Source organism: Novosphingobium sp. NFX11, from assembly GCF_057376415.1.
In genome coordinates this window covers 2,869,691-2,881,517 of the sequence record NZ_CP080384.1, presented here as the reverse complement: position 1 = coordinate 2,881,517, position 11,827 = coordinate 2,869,691, and the positions used below count along the sequence as shown (strand labels likewise).

Annotated in this window: 17 protein-coding genes and 1 pseudogene; 7 read left to right on the top strand and 11 right to left on the bottom strand. The window is 60.9% G+C overall.

The features are described 5' to 3' along the window. Positions 1-71: 71 nt before the first annotated feature. On the top strand, positions 72-239 hold the full coding sequence (locus KZO24_RS14820; protein WP_285021981.1) for a DUF1328 domain-containing protein: 168 nt from the start codon (positions 72-74) through the stop codon (positions 237-239). A gap of 91 nt (positions 240-330) precedes the next feature. Here the strand turns inward: KZO24_RS14820 and KZO24_RS14815 are convergent, their stop codons facing one another. From KZO24_RS14815 to KZO24_RS14800, 4 genes are all read right to left on the bottom strand, one after another. Further along, the gene (locus KZO24_RS14815; protein ID WP_285021979.1) at positions 331-747 is read right to left on the bottom strand and encodes an acyl-CoA thioesterase; all 417 of its coding nucleotides are present in this window, start codon (positions 745-747) and stop codon (positions 331-333) included. A 122-nt stretch (positions 748-869) separates the two neighbouring features. After that, on the bottom strand, positions 870-1,952 hold the full coding sequence (locus KZO24_RS14810) for a metallophosphoesterase (RefSeq protein WP_486486537.1): 1,083 nt from the start codon (positions 1,950-1,952) through the stop codon (positions 870-872). A 49-nt stretch (positions 1,953-2,001) separates the two neighbouring features. Continuing rightward, a complete protein-coding gene (locus tag KZO24_RS14805) occupies positions 2,002-2,490 on the bottom strand; it encodes a Rossmann-fold NAD(P)-binding domain-containing protein (protein ID WP_486486536.1) in 489 nt (162 codons plus the stop codon). 17 nt (positions 2,491-2,507) lie between these two features. Then, positions 2,508-2,921 (bottom strand): SDR family NAD(P)-dependent oxidoreductase, encoded by a 414-nt coding sequence (locus KZO24_RS14800; protein ID WP_486486535.1) that lies wholly within the window; start codon positions 2,919-2,921, stop codon positions 2,508-2,510. A 78-nt stretch (positions 2,922-2,999) separates the two neighbouring features. Between KZO24_RS14800 and KZO24_RS14795 the strand changes: the two genes are divergently transcribed. From KZO24_RS14795 to KZO24_RS14780, 4 genes are all read left to right on the top strand, one after another. Beyond that, positions 3,000-3,596 carry a TetR/AcrR family transcriptional regulator gene (locus tag KZO24_RS14795; protein WP_486486534.1) on the top strand — a complete coding sequence of 199 codons (597 nt, stop codon included), beginning with the start codon at positions 3,000-3,002 and terminating at the stop codon, positions 3,594-3,596. A 452-nt stretch (positions 3,597-4,048) separates the two neighbouring features. Beyond that, complete coding sequence (locus KZO24_RS14790) at positions 4,049-4,558, top strand: helix-turn-helix domain-containing protein (protein ID WP_285021971.1); 510 nt, start codon at positions 4,049-4,051, stop codon at positions 4,556-4,558. Positions 4,559-4,658: 100 nt separating this feature from the next. After that, entirely contained in the window at positions 4,659-4,952 is a 294-nt protein-coding gene (locus tag KZO24_RS14785) for a hypothetical protein (protein WP_486486533.1), read from the top strand. 146 nt (positions 4,953-5,098) lie between these two features. Next, positions 5,099-5,434, top strand: a complete 336-nt coding sequence (locus tag KZO24_RS14780; RefSeq protein WP_486486532.1) for a hypothetical protein — start codon at positions 5,099-5,101, stop codon at positions 5,432-5,434. Between the two features lie 36 nt (positions 5,435-5,470). Here KZO24_RS14780 and KZO24_RS14775 read toward each other — a convergent pair whose 3' ends face one another. The 4 genes from KZO24_RS14775 to KZO24_RS14760 are packed head-to-tail and all read right to left on the bottom strand — an operon-like array spanning position 5,471 to position 8,428. Beyond that, positions 5,471-6,052, bottom strand: a complete 582-nt coding sequence (locus tag KZO24_RS14775; protein WP_486486531.1) for a UPF0149 family protein — start codon at positions 6,050-6,052, stop codon at positions 5,471-5,473. Further along, a complete protein-coding gene (tnpC, locus tag KZO24_RS14770) occupies positions 6,049-7,602 on the bottom strand; it encodes an IS66 family transposase (protein WP_486486530.1) in 1,554 nt (517 codons plus the stop codon). Before tnpC ends, KZO24_RS14775 begins: the two co-directional genes overlap by 4 nt. Positions 7,603-7,652: 50 nt before the next feature. Further along, positions 7,653-8,006, bottom strand: a complete 354-nt coding sequence (tnpB, locus tag KZO24_RS14765; RefSeq protein ID WP_036531136.1) for an IS66 family insertion sequence element accessory protein TnpB — start codon at positions 8,004-8,006, stop codon at positions 7,653-7,655. After that, on the bottom strand, positions 8,003-8,428 hold the full coding sequence (locus KZO24_RS14760; RefSeq protein ID WP_081799271.1) for a transposase: 426 nt from the start codon (positions 8,426-8,428) through the stop codon (positions 8,003-8,005). The genes tnpB and KZO24_RS14760 overlap by 4 nt, the downstream gene beginning before the upstream one ends. Between KZO24_RS14760 and KZO24_RS14755 the strand changes: the two genes are divergently transcribed. Together KZO24_RS14755 and KZO24_RS14750 are read left to right on the top strand one after the other, a co-directional pair. Continuing rightward, positions 8,401-8,979 (top strand): hypothetical protein, encoded by a 579-nt coding sequence (locus KZO24_RS14755; RefSeq protein ID WP_486486529.1) that lies wholly within the window; start codon positions 8,401-8,403, stop codon positions 8,977-8,979. The genes KZO24_RS14760 and KZO24_RS14755 overlap by 28 nt on opposite strands. Then, positions 8,979-9,329, top strand: a complete 351-nt coding sequence (locus tag KZO24_RS14750; RefSeq protein ID WP_285021964.1) for a hypothetical protein — start codon at positions 8,979-8,981, stop codon at positions 9,327-9,329. Before KZO24_RS14755 ends, KZO24_RS14750 begins: the two co-directional genes overlap by 1 nt. A gap of 23 nt (positions 9,330-9,352) precedes the next feature. On the opposite strand, the gene KZO24_RS14745 is transcribed toward KZO24_RS14750, so the two are convergent. The 3 genes and pseudogenes from KZO24_RS14745 to KZO24_RS14735 all read right to left on the bottom strand — a co-directional run bounded on the left by KZO24_RS14745 (position 9,353) and on the right by KZO24_RS14735 (position 11,808). Continuing rightward, complete coding sequence (locus tag KZO24_RS14745; protein WP_285021963.1) at positions 9,353-9,655, bottom strand: hypothetical protein; 303 nt, start codon at positions 9,653-9,655, stop codon at positions 9,353-9,355. A 297-nt stretch (positions 9,656-9,952) separates the two neighbouring features. Beyond that, positions 9,953-11,166, bottom strand: a pseudogene (locus tag KZO24_RS14740) (tyrosine-type recombinase/integrase). Between the two features lie 357 nt (positions 11,167-11,523). Further along, the gene (locus KZO24_RS14735; RefSeq protein WP_486486528.1) at positions 11,524-11,808 is read right to left on the bottom strand and encodes a DUF6538 domain-containing protein; all 285 of its coding nucleotides are present in this window, start codon (positions 11,806-11,808) and stop codon (positions 11,524-11,526) included. Positions 11,809-11,827 lie beyond the last annotated feature (19 nt).

Here is an 11,827-nt window from a genome sequence, read left to right as displayed (position 1 = left end):
TCAGCACCGCAGGTTCTAGACGACAACTCGTCGAACAGTTCGGCCAGTGGGATTCATTTAAGGAGAGACCCATGTTTCGCTGGGCCATCATTTTTGCCGTTATCGCACTTATCGCGGCGCTTTTGGGCTTTGGCGGCGTAGCAGGTCTTTCCGCCAGCCTTGCCAAGATTTTCCTGCTCGTAGCAGCCGTGATTTTGGTGGCCGGGTTCGTTTTTGGTCGCGGCAAGCGGGTGCCCTGAGGCAAGCCCCGTAAAAGCGTCCGCCACTGGTAACGTCCGCGTCCAAAGCCGGGCCATCGGACTGGCGGCAACGAATGTGGACGTTCCCCGATCACCGTTGCCCCGCTTCTCCCGCCGGAAAAAACCGCTCGATAACGTCCCTTGCCAGGCGGGCTGGCCGCATCGTCGATGCATCGAGACAACACCAGCTGGACTTTACCTCAGCAAGCACCTCTTCCCCTCGCCTGATCACCGTTTCGTAGAAGGCTCGAGCCCCCTGAACCTTCTCCAGAAGCACCGTGGCGATGACATCGTCATCCAGAAAAGCCGGTTTCCGGTATGTGATCTCGTGCTTAATCGCCACCCAAAGATGCTGACTGATTGCGTCAGCAGGGGCCAACGCGCGCCAGTGATCAACCACTGCAGCCTGAACCCATTTCAGGTAGCTGGCATTGTTGACATGGCCCATGAAGTCGATGTCGTTCGGATCGATGCCGATCGGAAACTGGTGAGGAATAGCGTGGTTCACCTATAGGTCAATAACACTCCCTTTTAGTCAAAGAAAGCGGATAGGGCCTGCCGAACGGTTCAAGCGAGGCCGCCCCCGGGCACACTTCGCCTTTGCTCGCACGGGTGAGCGCGATTGATCAGTCAACGGGTCCTCCGCCGCAACGTGATCCGCGTCAGTTCGCAAGGCTGGCCCAATCTCAAAGCGAACCCAGGCCAGATGCCGGTGCCATTGTTGACGTAGAGGGCCATGTCACCAACGGCGTAGTGGCCCGAGACGAAGCCGCCATTCCCCCGCCCGACCAGACGGTCGAGCCCGACGATCATGCCGCCATGGGTGTGCCCCGACAACTGTAGCGCCACGCCATGATCGCCAGATTCGCGCGCCCGCCCCGGCTCGTGATCGAGCAGGACAACCGGTGCGCCAGACGGTGCCCCATCCAGGGCCTTCCCGAGGTCCGGGAGCGGTTTGCCGACACCGCGCGCCGACGGATCGGTGAGACCTGCAACGACCAAGGCTCCCTTGCCGCGCTCGATCACCGCATGCGTGTTCGCCAGAACCCGCATGCCTAGCGAAGCAAGGTGTGCCATCCACGCATCGTAACCGGAGAGATATTCGTGATTACCAGGGCTGAGCCAGACGCCATCGCGCGCGCGCAAGTCGCGCAAGGGTTCAACGCCCTCGCGCCGGTTCTCGACACTGCCGTCGATCACGTCACCCGTTATCACGATCAGGTCAGGCTCGAGACGATTGGTCGCCTCGACCACGGCGCGGCTCCAGTTTGCGGGAAAGAGCCGGCTGATATGCAGGTCGGTGAGGTGAACGAGGGTATAGCCCTCGAAGGCTTCAGGAAGGTCCCGTATCGTGATCGTCACCTTGCGCAGACGCGGCACGCCGATGGCCTGCCACACGCCGATCGCCGCCAGCACGAAGGCCACCCCGGCAATGGCATAGCGCGCTTCGACCCAAGGCGCCGCGCCGCCGATCCCGGCTATCGTCGCAGCCAGCCTCAACGCGTCGAGCGCGATCTGGAAGACAGCCAGCAAGGCGATGCCTCCGAACAGCCAATTGAGCAGGATGATAAGCAGGCGCGGGAACTCCGGGCTGAAGACCGATCCCGACGAGAGACGGCTCCACAGATGGAACTGTGAGCCGATGAGCAGGACCAAGGCGACTGTCAGTTTGATGCCGTCCGCCCAGGGCAGCGGCAACAGCGTGCGCGCCACGACGTAGGCCCATGGTAGTGCGAAGATCAGGTGGAACATTGCTTGGGGTTCAACCGAAGGTCACGCCGGTCATCGCCTCGGACCGGGACCAGAGCTGCGCGGCCATTTCGGCATCCAGCGCCTGCGGTTCGATCTTGCCGGGGCCCGGCGGCCCCTTCAGCTCTCGCAGACCCTGAGGCCCGAAATACTGGCCGCCGCGGATGCTTGGCATGGTCGCTGCCATCACTTGCGGCAATGCGCCGTCAGCGGCGGAATGGCCGATCAGCTTGAGCGCGATCGAGCCGCCCCAGGCCATCAGCCGACTGCCCGGCCCGGGACCGTTGGCGATCAGGTCAGTGGCAGCAGCGCCGGGGTGGGCTGCAACGCTGGTAATCCCCCAGTCCTTCGCCCTGCTGCGCCGGTCAAGCTCGAGCGCGAACATCAGCATCGCAAGCTTGGACTGCGCATAGACTGGCCAAGGCTTGTAGCCTTGCACATATTCGAGGTCATCGAGCCGGAAGCTGCCGCTGCGATGGGCGATGCTGGAGACCTCGACCACGCGGGCCCTGCCCGCGATCAGAAGGGCAGCAGCCGCCCGGTCAACGCGAAATGCGAGAGATAATTGGTGGCGAACTGCATCTCATGGCCGTCGATCGTGGCTTCGCGCCGCGGCAGCGCCATGATGCCGGCATTGTTGACGAGGATATCGATCGGGCGTCCACTCGCCAGTTGCCGTTCGGCAAAATCGCGAACCGAGCCAAGGCTGGCGAGATCAACGAGATCGAAGCGCACCTGGGAACCGGGGTGACGGTTGCGGATCAGCGTTTCGGCAGCGCGCCCCTTGTCCGGGTTGCGGCCTGCGAGGGTCACCTCGGCCCCGGCTCCCGCCAGGGCAAGCGCCGTCTCCAGACCCAGGCCGCCCGTCGCGCCGGTGACGATCGCCAGCCTGCCGGACTGGTCGGGAATATCCTTGGTGGTCCAGCTCGCCATATTTGCTATCCTTCGCATCGATCAGCCACAGGAGGGCGCTGAGCGCGATATTGTGCACTCAGTGCAAATATACAAGAAGTGCAAGAAACAATCTCACCCGCTTCGGTCGGCCTGCGTGAGCGCAAGCGATCGCAAACCCGCGCCCGCATCCAGGACGAAGCCATGCGTCTGTTCCTGGAACGCGGGTTCGAGGCGACGACGCTCGACGACATCGCTCGAGCTGCAGACGTTTCGCGGCGCAGTCTGTTCCATTATTTCGGGTCGAAGGAGGAGATCGTCTTTTCCACCAAGGCCGATTTTCCGACGCTCGTGGCTGACGCGATCAGGCGGAGACCAGTCGACGAGGCCCTGCTGGACATGGTTGAGAATGCCTTCCTGGAACTCGCGGAAACTCACCTTTCAGAACGCGCACGCAACCTTGCTAGGCTCATCCAGGACACGCCGGCGCTCAGCGCGGGCGATCAGGCCAAGTACGAGAAGGTCGAACGCGTCCTCGCGAGCGCGCTCGCCCAGAAGAAGGGCCGCCCCGAGACCGACATCGAATGCCGCGTCACCGCCACGGCCGCGATCGGAATACTGAAGTTATCGACGCAGGCCTGGCTGGTCGGAAGCGATGCCGGTCCCAGCACCTTCGGCAAGGCCGCCTTTGCGGCTTTGCGACGAGTTGCCGGCTAGCCGCCTAGTGAGGCGTGTTGCCCCCAGCTATGAGCGCCGCAGCAAGGCTTGTGGGCTAACCGTCCCATCGGAGCGAGCCGGTGCTAACAAGCTGGAATCCTGTTCGCGCTGTCTGTGAAGAACTTTGCGTGAGACCGCCCCCTTGGCGAAGCGCTCTGAACCAACTGGCGTTTCAAGTGTCAAACTCGCAACGATTCTGCCGGGATCGTCGTTCGTACGGATCGAGATGCCGCAGGTCCACTTGGTCGAAGCCGCAGTCGCTGTGCGACGTTCGCTTTATCTCCGCTTGCCCGAGATTGCGCGACTTGTGCCCAACCCCGGGCGTCAAATTGGCGACTAACAATTGGATACTGCGCCAAACGAGCGAGGTTACCGGTTGCAAACAGTGCTAGGATGCTTTTCAGCCTCCAATTCTGTGTGGAAACAAAGGGCGAGGCACGAGGGACGGCAAGATGCGGGAATGGTCTGAAGGGGAGCTTCGACAAAAGCTGTCCGCCCGGCAGTACGAGGTTCTCTCGCTGGTTGCCCGGCACCTGTCTTCCAAGGAGATCGGCGCAAGCCTTGGCCTCTCCTATAAGACCATCGACAATCATGTCGCCGACCTGATGGTCAAGCTGGGGGTTTCCAGCCGGGCTGATGCGGCCCGTATTTTCCTAGACGCATCAAAGGGTAGGGAGCGACTACCTAGTGCGCCGCAACCGCTCGACAGCGACGCGGATGCCGAGGCACAGAGCATTCGTCCGGAAGAAACGAGACGCGGAGGAGAAGACCAAGCGAGGGCAGAACACTCTCGATGGGAATTCTCACGGCTCTTCAGTCTTCCTCCGGTCGGGGGCTCCCGTCATGACCTGACGATAGCGCAGCGCATGGCGATGATGGGACAGGTTGCGCTTGTCTCCGTCGTCGGTCTGGCCGCGATCGTCACGGTGATGGTCGGAATTCTCAGCCTGCTCGGCAGGTAAGCTTCATTTTACGGCAAACCTCAGCGTGATTCACGCATCGGAGAAACTTATGCGTCTTTCGGAAGCAGGCGGACGAGCGGTCGCCACGGAAATTTCTGGCATGTTCAAGAGCGTCGACACAGCCCTTTTTGACGCCGCGCGCCTTGCTGCGACCATCATGGAGACCAATGCCGCATCCAGCGTCCCGCCGGCCCATCTGCAAAGTGCGCTGGATTCGGCAGCCGCCGGTTTCGCCAAGCTGGTGGAGGGCCGCAAGGACATGGTGCAGATGCATCGCAAGCTCGCCTTCATCAAGGGCAGATCGCAGCACCGGGAAACGGATTGGGGCTGCTTCGGCGACGATAGCCCGAGTGGGCTGCTCAAGACCCCCGAGATGGCGACAACCCGAGCGTAAATCCGAAAAGGGGATGGCCTTGACGTTGAGCGTCGCAGGTTGAAGTCAAGGCCATGCTCCTGAACCTCGTCTTCGGAATACTCATGTTCGCATCCTGCATGCCAGCGCTGCTGTGGGGCGGATGGGAAGGGCGCAGGATATGCCTTATGTTCGTGGTCGCTGCGCTGGCGACCTATATCGGCGCAACGACGTTCAAGACCCAGATCAGCCTCGCGCACTCCACGGTCATGGTGGACTTCGTGCTGCTCATCGGCCTCGCCCATCTCGCGGCGAAAACCGACCGGTACTGGCCCTTGTGGATATGCGCGTTTCAAGCACTCAGCGTCATCTCCTTCCTGGCCTGGGAAATCGTTCCCAATACGCCCCGGCTGTTCAAGGCTGCCTCGGCGGTGTGGAGTATCCCTCAACTGATAGTTCTGTGCGTCGGTCCAATTCTCGACCTTCGGCAGTCCTCGCGGGGAGCGCGCCGTGCTGAACCGTAACCGCTGCTTCGAGCCCACGTGGGATGTGGAGAGGCTTCAGTGTACGGTCAGGGTTCTTGCAAAGGCACACTGGTCATGGATGAAGGAGATGATCTGGGGGATCATCCGCCAGGTATCTGCAAGAGCCTGATTTGCGAGGGGATCCTGGAGTTGGTCGATCCATGATGTGCCGTCGATGATCGTGCTTTGGCCAAGGATAGCTGCAAGCGACAAGCCGAACTCTCGGTCAGACACGAAGGGCTTCCATGCGTCCATGTCCAGATGCATTGCAGTGAAGAAGCCATTGGCGAAGTCTTCCAGCAGGACCTCGCCGTCCTCGGTCCGCATATAGATCGGCGCATAGACCTCAGGGCACTCGGCAAGCTCGATGCAGATCTGGTTGTAGCGCTTGAGGATCGTTCGGCGTGCGGGCGCCGATCGGGCGCTTTGGACGTGTTCGCGCAGGATGCTCTTGAGCCATATGTCCGGATTGATGATGGACGGGCCGGCAGCCAACGCCGCGAGGAAGCCATCGATCGAGGAGACACCGGCGACCAGCGGATCAAGCGTATCGAGCCAGATTTCGAGCTGCTCTAATGAGAGCGTTCTGCCGGATGCGGTTTGACGTTTGAAGCTCATGCTGCCAGCGCTTCTAGCCGATCAGTCGCAGGGCGCCAGTTCCATGCCAACAGGCTGTGCAGATCGTTGATCATTACCTCTTCATTCACGATCCGTTCAAGCACATCGTTGAGCCAGGTGTAGGGATCGAGGCCATTGAGGCGAGCAGTCTGGAGAAGCGAGGCAAGCACCGCCCAGGTCCGGGCTCCTTCCTCGCTCCCCGCAAAAAGGCTCGACTTTCTGCCCTGGGCAACATTTCTCATCCCACGCTCGACGGTGTTGGTATCGACCTCGACACGCCCGTCTTCCAAGAATAGCGTCAGGCCCTTCCAGTGGTTGAGGGTGTAGCGCATCGCCTTTGCCAGATCGGATTTGGGTGACAGCCTGGGCAGCATGTCGTCGATCTGCGTTTTGATCGTAGCCATCACCTTACAGGTTTCCGCCTGGCGGGCCGCTAACCGATGTGCGGCATTGCCGGCGCGCACCCGGGCCTCGATCGCGTAGACCTCGCCGATCAGGCCGATGATCGCGGCGGCCACCGGCGACGGGGATTTACGGTAGGCGTCCACGAACTTGCGACGGACATGGGCAAGGCAAAAGACCAGCACGACCCCTTCCGCCCCCTTGCGGACCAGCGCCTTGTAGGCGCCATAGCCGTCGACTTGGAGGATCCCCCGATAGCCGGCTAGCTGCTGGCGCGCTTCGGCATGCCCGCGGCCGCGCGCGTGAATGTATGCCACCGCCGGTCGCGCCGGGCCTGACCAGGGACCATCATCGCAGGCATGTGCCCAGAACTGCGTGATCCGGGTTCGTTTTCTTCCTTTCTCAAGGACCGGCATCCGCGTCTCGTCACAAAAAATCCGCGATTGCGCGTGGATGTACGCGAGTTGCAATTCATACAGAGATCTCAGCCACCATGCGATCTTGCGCATCCAGCGGCTTGGTAGGGCGCGATCGAGGATGGCGCCTTGTCCGGCCAGCATCTGAAGCTGTCGGTTGAGAGGGATTGACCATGCAAATCGCGCTGTGGCCATCCAGGCCAGCGTCGAGGTGGTGACCATCGAGCCCGGGATCGCACGCCGGGGCGCTGGTGCCTGAATAACCCCCTCACGGCAATTGCGGCAGGCATAGCGAGGGCGAACGGTACGAATGACGCGTACGATGGCCGGAACCCAGTCGAGGGCCTCACTGGCATCCTCTCCGATTTTGTGGAGCCTGCCTGCGCAGCAAGGGCAATCCAATGTCTGCGGATCGATCACCTGCTCTACCCGCTCAAGATGGGCGGGCAGCGCCATTATGCCGCGCTTCGCGCGCGGGCGCTTGATCACAGGCTTGTCTTCTGACGCTTCATCATCATTGGCCGCGACCGTCGGCGTGCTCACAAGATCGCCCAGATCCAGTTGCCCCTGATCTCCCAGAATGACGCTGGCGCGTTCCGATCGATTGCCGAATGCTTGTTGGGCCATGCCTTTGAGGAGCGAGCGCAGTTGAGCGTTTTCAGCCCGGAGTTCCCGCACAAGGGCGGCCATCTGTTCGAGATCTTCGGGAAGGTCATCGGCTCGCGAGGGCATGGCGGGATTATACCACACCACCCTTGTGCCGCCACTCAAAACCGCAGATTTCAGCCAAAAACCTTAGGGCGCCTTTCCTCCTGGAACGGCAGCCTGCGCCAGTCCAGGCCCGATAGAAGTGCCACACATTGCGCCCCCGTCAGGGCAAGCGTCCCTCCTTGCAATGGGGGCCAGTGGAACCTCCCACGGTCGAGCCATTTTGTCGCCATAACCGCGCCGGATCCATCATGACGGACCAACTTGACCTTGTCAGCCGCCTTGTTGCGGAAGACAAACACATCACCGGCACAGGCATCATGGCCCAGAACATGTGTCACCAGTCCCATCAGCCGGTTGATCCCGGCCCTGAAGTCGATGGGCTGCGTCGCCACATAGATCCGCACGCTTCCATCGATCGGGATCATTCCCGGATCGCCGCCAGAACGGTGCGCAAGTGCTCCGCCTCGACGGCGCCGCAAATACGAACTGTCACATCGCGCACCACCAATTCCATGCTGGGCGGGGATGCCGGGACGGCCGGCATTTGCGCGTGCTCCTCGCCAACCACCGTCACTGGCACAAGCCGTAGTTCTTCAACGGTCCCCGCCGCTCGCGCCTGCCGGCGCCAATAATGCAGCAGGCCAAGGCCGACGCCGTTATCCCGCGAAACCTGCGCTACCGTTTTTCCGGAAGTGAAGCTTTCCGCAAGAATACGATCGCGCTCATCATCCGGCCATCGCTCGTGCCGACGCCGGACTGGCTCCAAACTAACAGTCAAACGCGAACTTGCACTGTGCGACGCACACGTCAAACCAACGTTTGGCACCGCATCAATTTCGTCAACCACTGCTCGAGCTCCTCAACGTCTCGCGCAGATCTACCCCTCAAAAACCAACCAGAATACGTGGGGTCGGGGCAGCGGTTACGCTGAACCTCCATACGCTGACTGACGAACTGGCGCATATCCTCGGAGATCACGCCGAGATCGAGTGCGAAATCGACAACGTTCAGTCCTATCTCGACGGGATTGCCGTACGCCGCAAGGTTGCCCCCGACATCGATGAATGCGCCTGGCTGATGCTCCTTAGCCTTTACCGGGCGGGCAGTCCTCGAAAGGGGGCAATGACCGTCGCGCAGGTTTGTGCTGCGGCGGCCTGTTCATCGAGCAAGGCCATCACGCACGTTCCCTCCTTGCTCAAGGACGAACTCGTCTGTTTTCAGGCAGAGGATGACCGGTCGCAACCTCCTCTCGTCATCACGAAAAAAGGGAGCAAGATGGTGAGCGCATGGCTATCGCTCATGCATCTCGGCGCCCGTACCCCGATAGCTGTCACAACGACATCGATCGTTTCCGCGCTCGAGACCCTTGCCAGGCGCAACAGCCCCGCCGCCGATTGATGGCGCGGCCACGCCAAGACATTGAGACATTCATGAGCACCACATACTGGACGGCGTTCGGTATCGCCGACAAACCAAGGCAGGGGCGTTCGCAGATCGACCGCAGGCGCGCGCTCATCGAGGTCGTGTCGAAAATTGCGTGCAGCGCGGTCTGGACTGAAACGCCCGATTTCATGATCTTCGATTCCCGGATTGCGATAGACGACATCAAGGACCGCTTCAAATCGGCCATCGACGACGAGGTCGATCTGTTCGTTCTGGTCTGCACGCATTCGAAAGCTGGGCGGATCGTTGGCGCGAACCCGGACAAGGATATCTTCAAACTGATGACCTCGATCGAGTCAGGCTGAGAACTGAGCCGACACTCGCCAGATTAGCTGGGGAAGTTCGCATCCACGAACAACCTCGTGAACTCGAACGGACTGATCTCCAACCCCTGTTCACTGGCGGATTGCCTGCTGGCCTCCCAGACAAAAGCGATCTCGGAAACGTAGCCCTCGCTGAAGCTCATCCGTTCAGCGACGACCTCAAACCATGCCCGGGTTCCATCAGCTTGCGAGAAGGTCTGGGAGAGGAGAAGGATTGCCTGCTCCTGCTGCTCGGTCAGTTCACCGATCGCGCGCAGCACGAAGGAGTCGAGATACTGGAGAAATGGCTTTTCGGCATAACGCATCATGGCCGGGCTCCCTGACGGGCAGTGTAGACCCAAAGGTCCCCGGCATCCAGTCGGGAACGCGCAAGTGCTGGAATAACAACCTCTCTTCCCGCAGTCTCATCCGAGCATGAGCCACAGCCGAACCGCTCCTGCTGCGAGATTTGTTCCGCCGCAGCGATCGGATCGCGTCGGCCACGTGCTTGAGCGTTTCCCCCGGCACGCCCTAGCAGCGGGAGGCGCCGGCCGTAGATAACCTTTTCGGTGGCCCGCCCTGGTCCGGTCCAGACGATGCGGATTACAGGCAGCGCGCGGTTTGCCTCACCGCGCGCTCTTGGATGCGCTCCTGAGGTTATCGAGATAATCGCTCCACCACTGCGACATCGCCACCCGTTCATTCCAGTGCGCGCCGCGATGGTATGCAGCTCGAACTCTATCGCTATCGCCGTGGGCGAGCGCGCGCTCGATCGCATCAGGATGCCATTTTCCGCTTTCGTTCAGCAGCGTCGATGCGGTTGATCGAAAACCGTGGGCCGTCATTTCATCGGTCGAGTAACCTAGGCGCCTGAGACCGGCATTGATCGTGTTGTCGCTCATGGGCCGGGCGCGAGAGCGTATCGATGGGAAGAGATAGCCTTTTGGTCCTGTCAACGCATGGACCTGCTTCAGCATCGCCAGAACCTGTCGCGACAATGGAACCAGATGGTCTTTTCGCATCTTCGTCTTGGCTGCCGGGATCGTCCACAACGCATTTTCGAAATCGACTTCTTCCCAGGTCGCATGTCTTAGCTCGCCAGGGCGCACAAACACGTGAGGTGCGATTTGCACGGCCCAGCTTCGAAATGGGCTGGCCATCGTATCCGTCTATTGCCCGGAGCAAATCCCCAACTCGCGACGGTTCGAGGATGGCGCCATAGTGCGTCACACTAGGCGAAGTGAGCGCGCCTTTAAGGTCTCGGGTGGGATCTGATCTCAGGCGGGCTGTCGCCACAGCATACCTAAACACCGCGCCGGCGAGTTGAAGCGTTCTGCGCGCGCTCTCCAGCTTGCCCTTACTTTCGATACGGCGAACGGCCGCCAGCACGTCGATCGGCTCGATCTCCGCTATTGGCATGTTGCCGATCGAGCCCCTTAATAGTGAAAGCAGATACTCGCTTCGGGTCGCCGTTGCGGGTGCCCAACCCTTTTGCCCGTCACGCTTGCGCTTTTCGCAAAATTCGGCAGCTATGGCCGAGAACGTGTTGGACGCCTGCATCTGGGCTCGGACTTTGGCGCGCCTCTTCTCGACGCCCGGGTCTTTGCCGTCCAGCAGTAACTGACGGGCCTCGTCGCGCCGACGCCGGGCATCCGCCAGCCCGACTTGGGGATAGACACCGATCGCGAGGGTCTTCTCTTTGCCGTGGATGCGATACTTGAGCCGCCAGAGCTTGCCGCCTCCGGTGGCGATCAAAAGAAATAGTCCCAGCGAGATCACCAAGCTTGTACGGCTTTGCTCGGGGCTTGGCATTGCGAATAGCAACGTCTGTAAGGGCCATATTCCGCGCCTTTCGCGAGATGACTCCCCAGCGTGGGGGCATCTCCAATCGACCCGAGAACGCGAGACCCCGAAAGACCCCCACAAAAGCGTGGATGCCGGTGGACGGGGGTACGCAAACCCGGACGAACCAAGGCACAAAAGCCTAGGTTTTCTGCGGGTTTTATATCATTTTAAGGGTGATTTTTGAAGGGCGAATGGAGCGGGTAGCGGGAACGGCACCGCATTCGGCATTGAGGATGGCTTCGACGGCGTTGCTCCGGTTGGTGTTCCGCTGAGCAAGGGGGCTAGCCGGGCATGGAGTTCGCCAATGGTCGTACCCGCATCGTGGGCGGCGCGGATGTGCGCGATCAGATCGTCAATGGCGGTACTGGCGGGCTGGGCACCATCGAAGGTGTCGTAAGGCTGTTGCGCTACGTCGGTCAATGTGTCGAAGCGGTCGGTCATGGTGTGGGCCTCCATGCTGGTCGTCGGTGGCTGACGGGGCGTTACCTTGCCTTTCAGACGTTGGTTCCGCGACGATGCCGAGCCGAGCATCATCGAAGAGGCGTTGTAGATCATAGGCCGCTGAAATGAGCGCGCGTCGCGCTTCACGCATGGATGAAGTCTTTAAAGACCGACTGATGTGACGTCGGCCCAGCACTGCTGCGACATCGGCAGGA

Coding starts and splice junctions, on each gene's coding strand:
- KZO24_RS14820 (WP_285021981.1), top strand. CDS start 72: ATGTTTCGCTGGGCCATCATTTTTGCCGTTATCGCACTTATCGCGGCG.
- KZO24_RS14800 (WP_486486535.1), bottom strand. CDS start 2,921: ATGGCGAGCTGGACCACCAAGGATATTCCCGACCAGTCCGGCAGGCTG.
- KZO24_RS14790 (WP_285021971.1), top strand. CDS start 4,049: ATGCGGGAATGGTCTGAAGGGGAGCTTCGACAAAAGCTGTCCGCCCGG.
- KZO24_RS14785 (WP_486486533.1), top strand. CDS start 4,659: ATGTTCAAGAGCGTCGACACAGCCCTTTTTGACGCCGCGCGCCTTGCT.
- KZO24_RS14780 (WP_486486532.1), top strand. CDS start 5,099: ATGTTCGTGGTCGCTGCGCTGGCGACCTATATCGGCGCAACGACGTTC.
- KZO24_RS14775 (WP_486486531.1), bottom strand. CDS start 6,052: ATGAGCTTCAAACGTCAAACCGCATCCGGCAGAACGCTCTCATTAGAG.
- tnpC (WP_486486530.1), bottom strand. CDS start 7,602: ATGCCCTCGCGAGCCGATGACCTTCCCGAAGATCTCGAACAGATGGCC.
- tnpB (WP_036531136.1), bottom strand. CDS start 8,006: ATGATCCCGATCGATGGAAGCGTGCGGATCTATGTGGCGACGCAGCCC.
- KZO24_RS14750 (WP_285021964.1), top strand. CDS start 8,979: ATGGCGCGGCCACGCCAAGACATTGAGACATTCATGAGCACCACATAC.
- KZO24_RS14745 (WP_285021963.1), bottom strand. CDS start 9,655: ATGATGCGTTATGCCGAAAAGCCATTTCTCCAGTATCTCGACTCCTTC.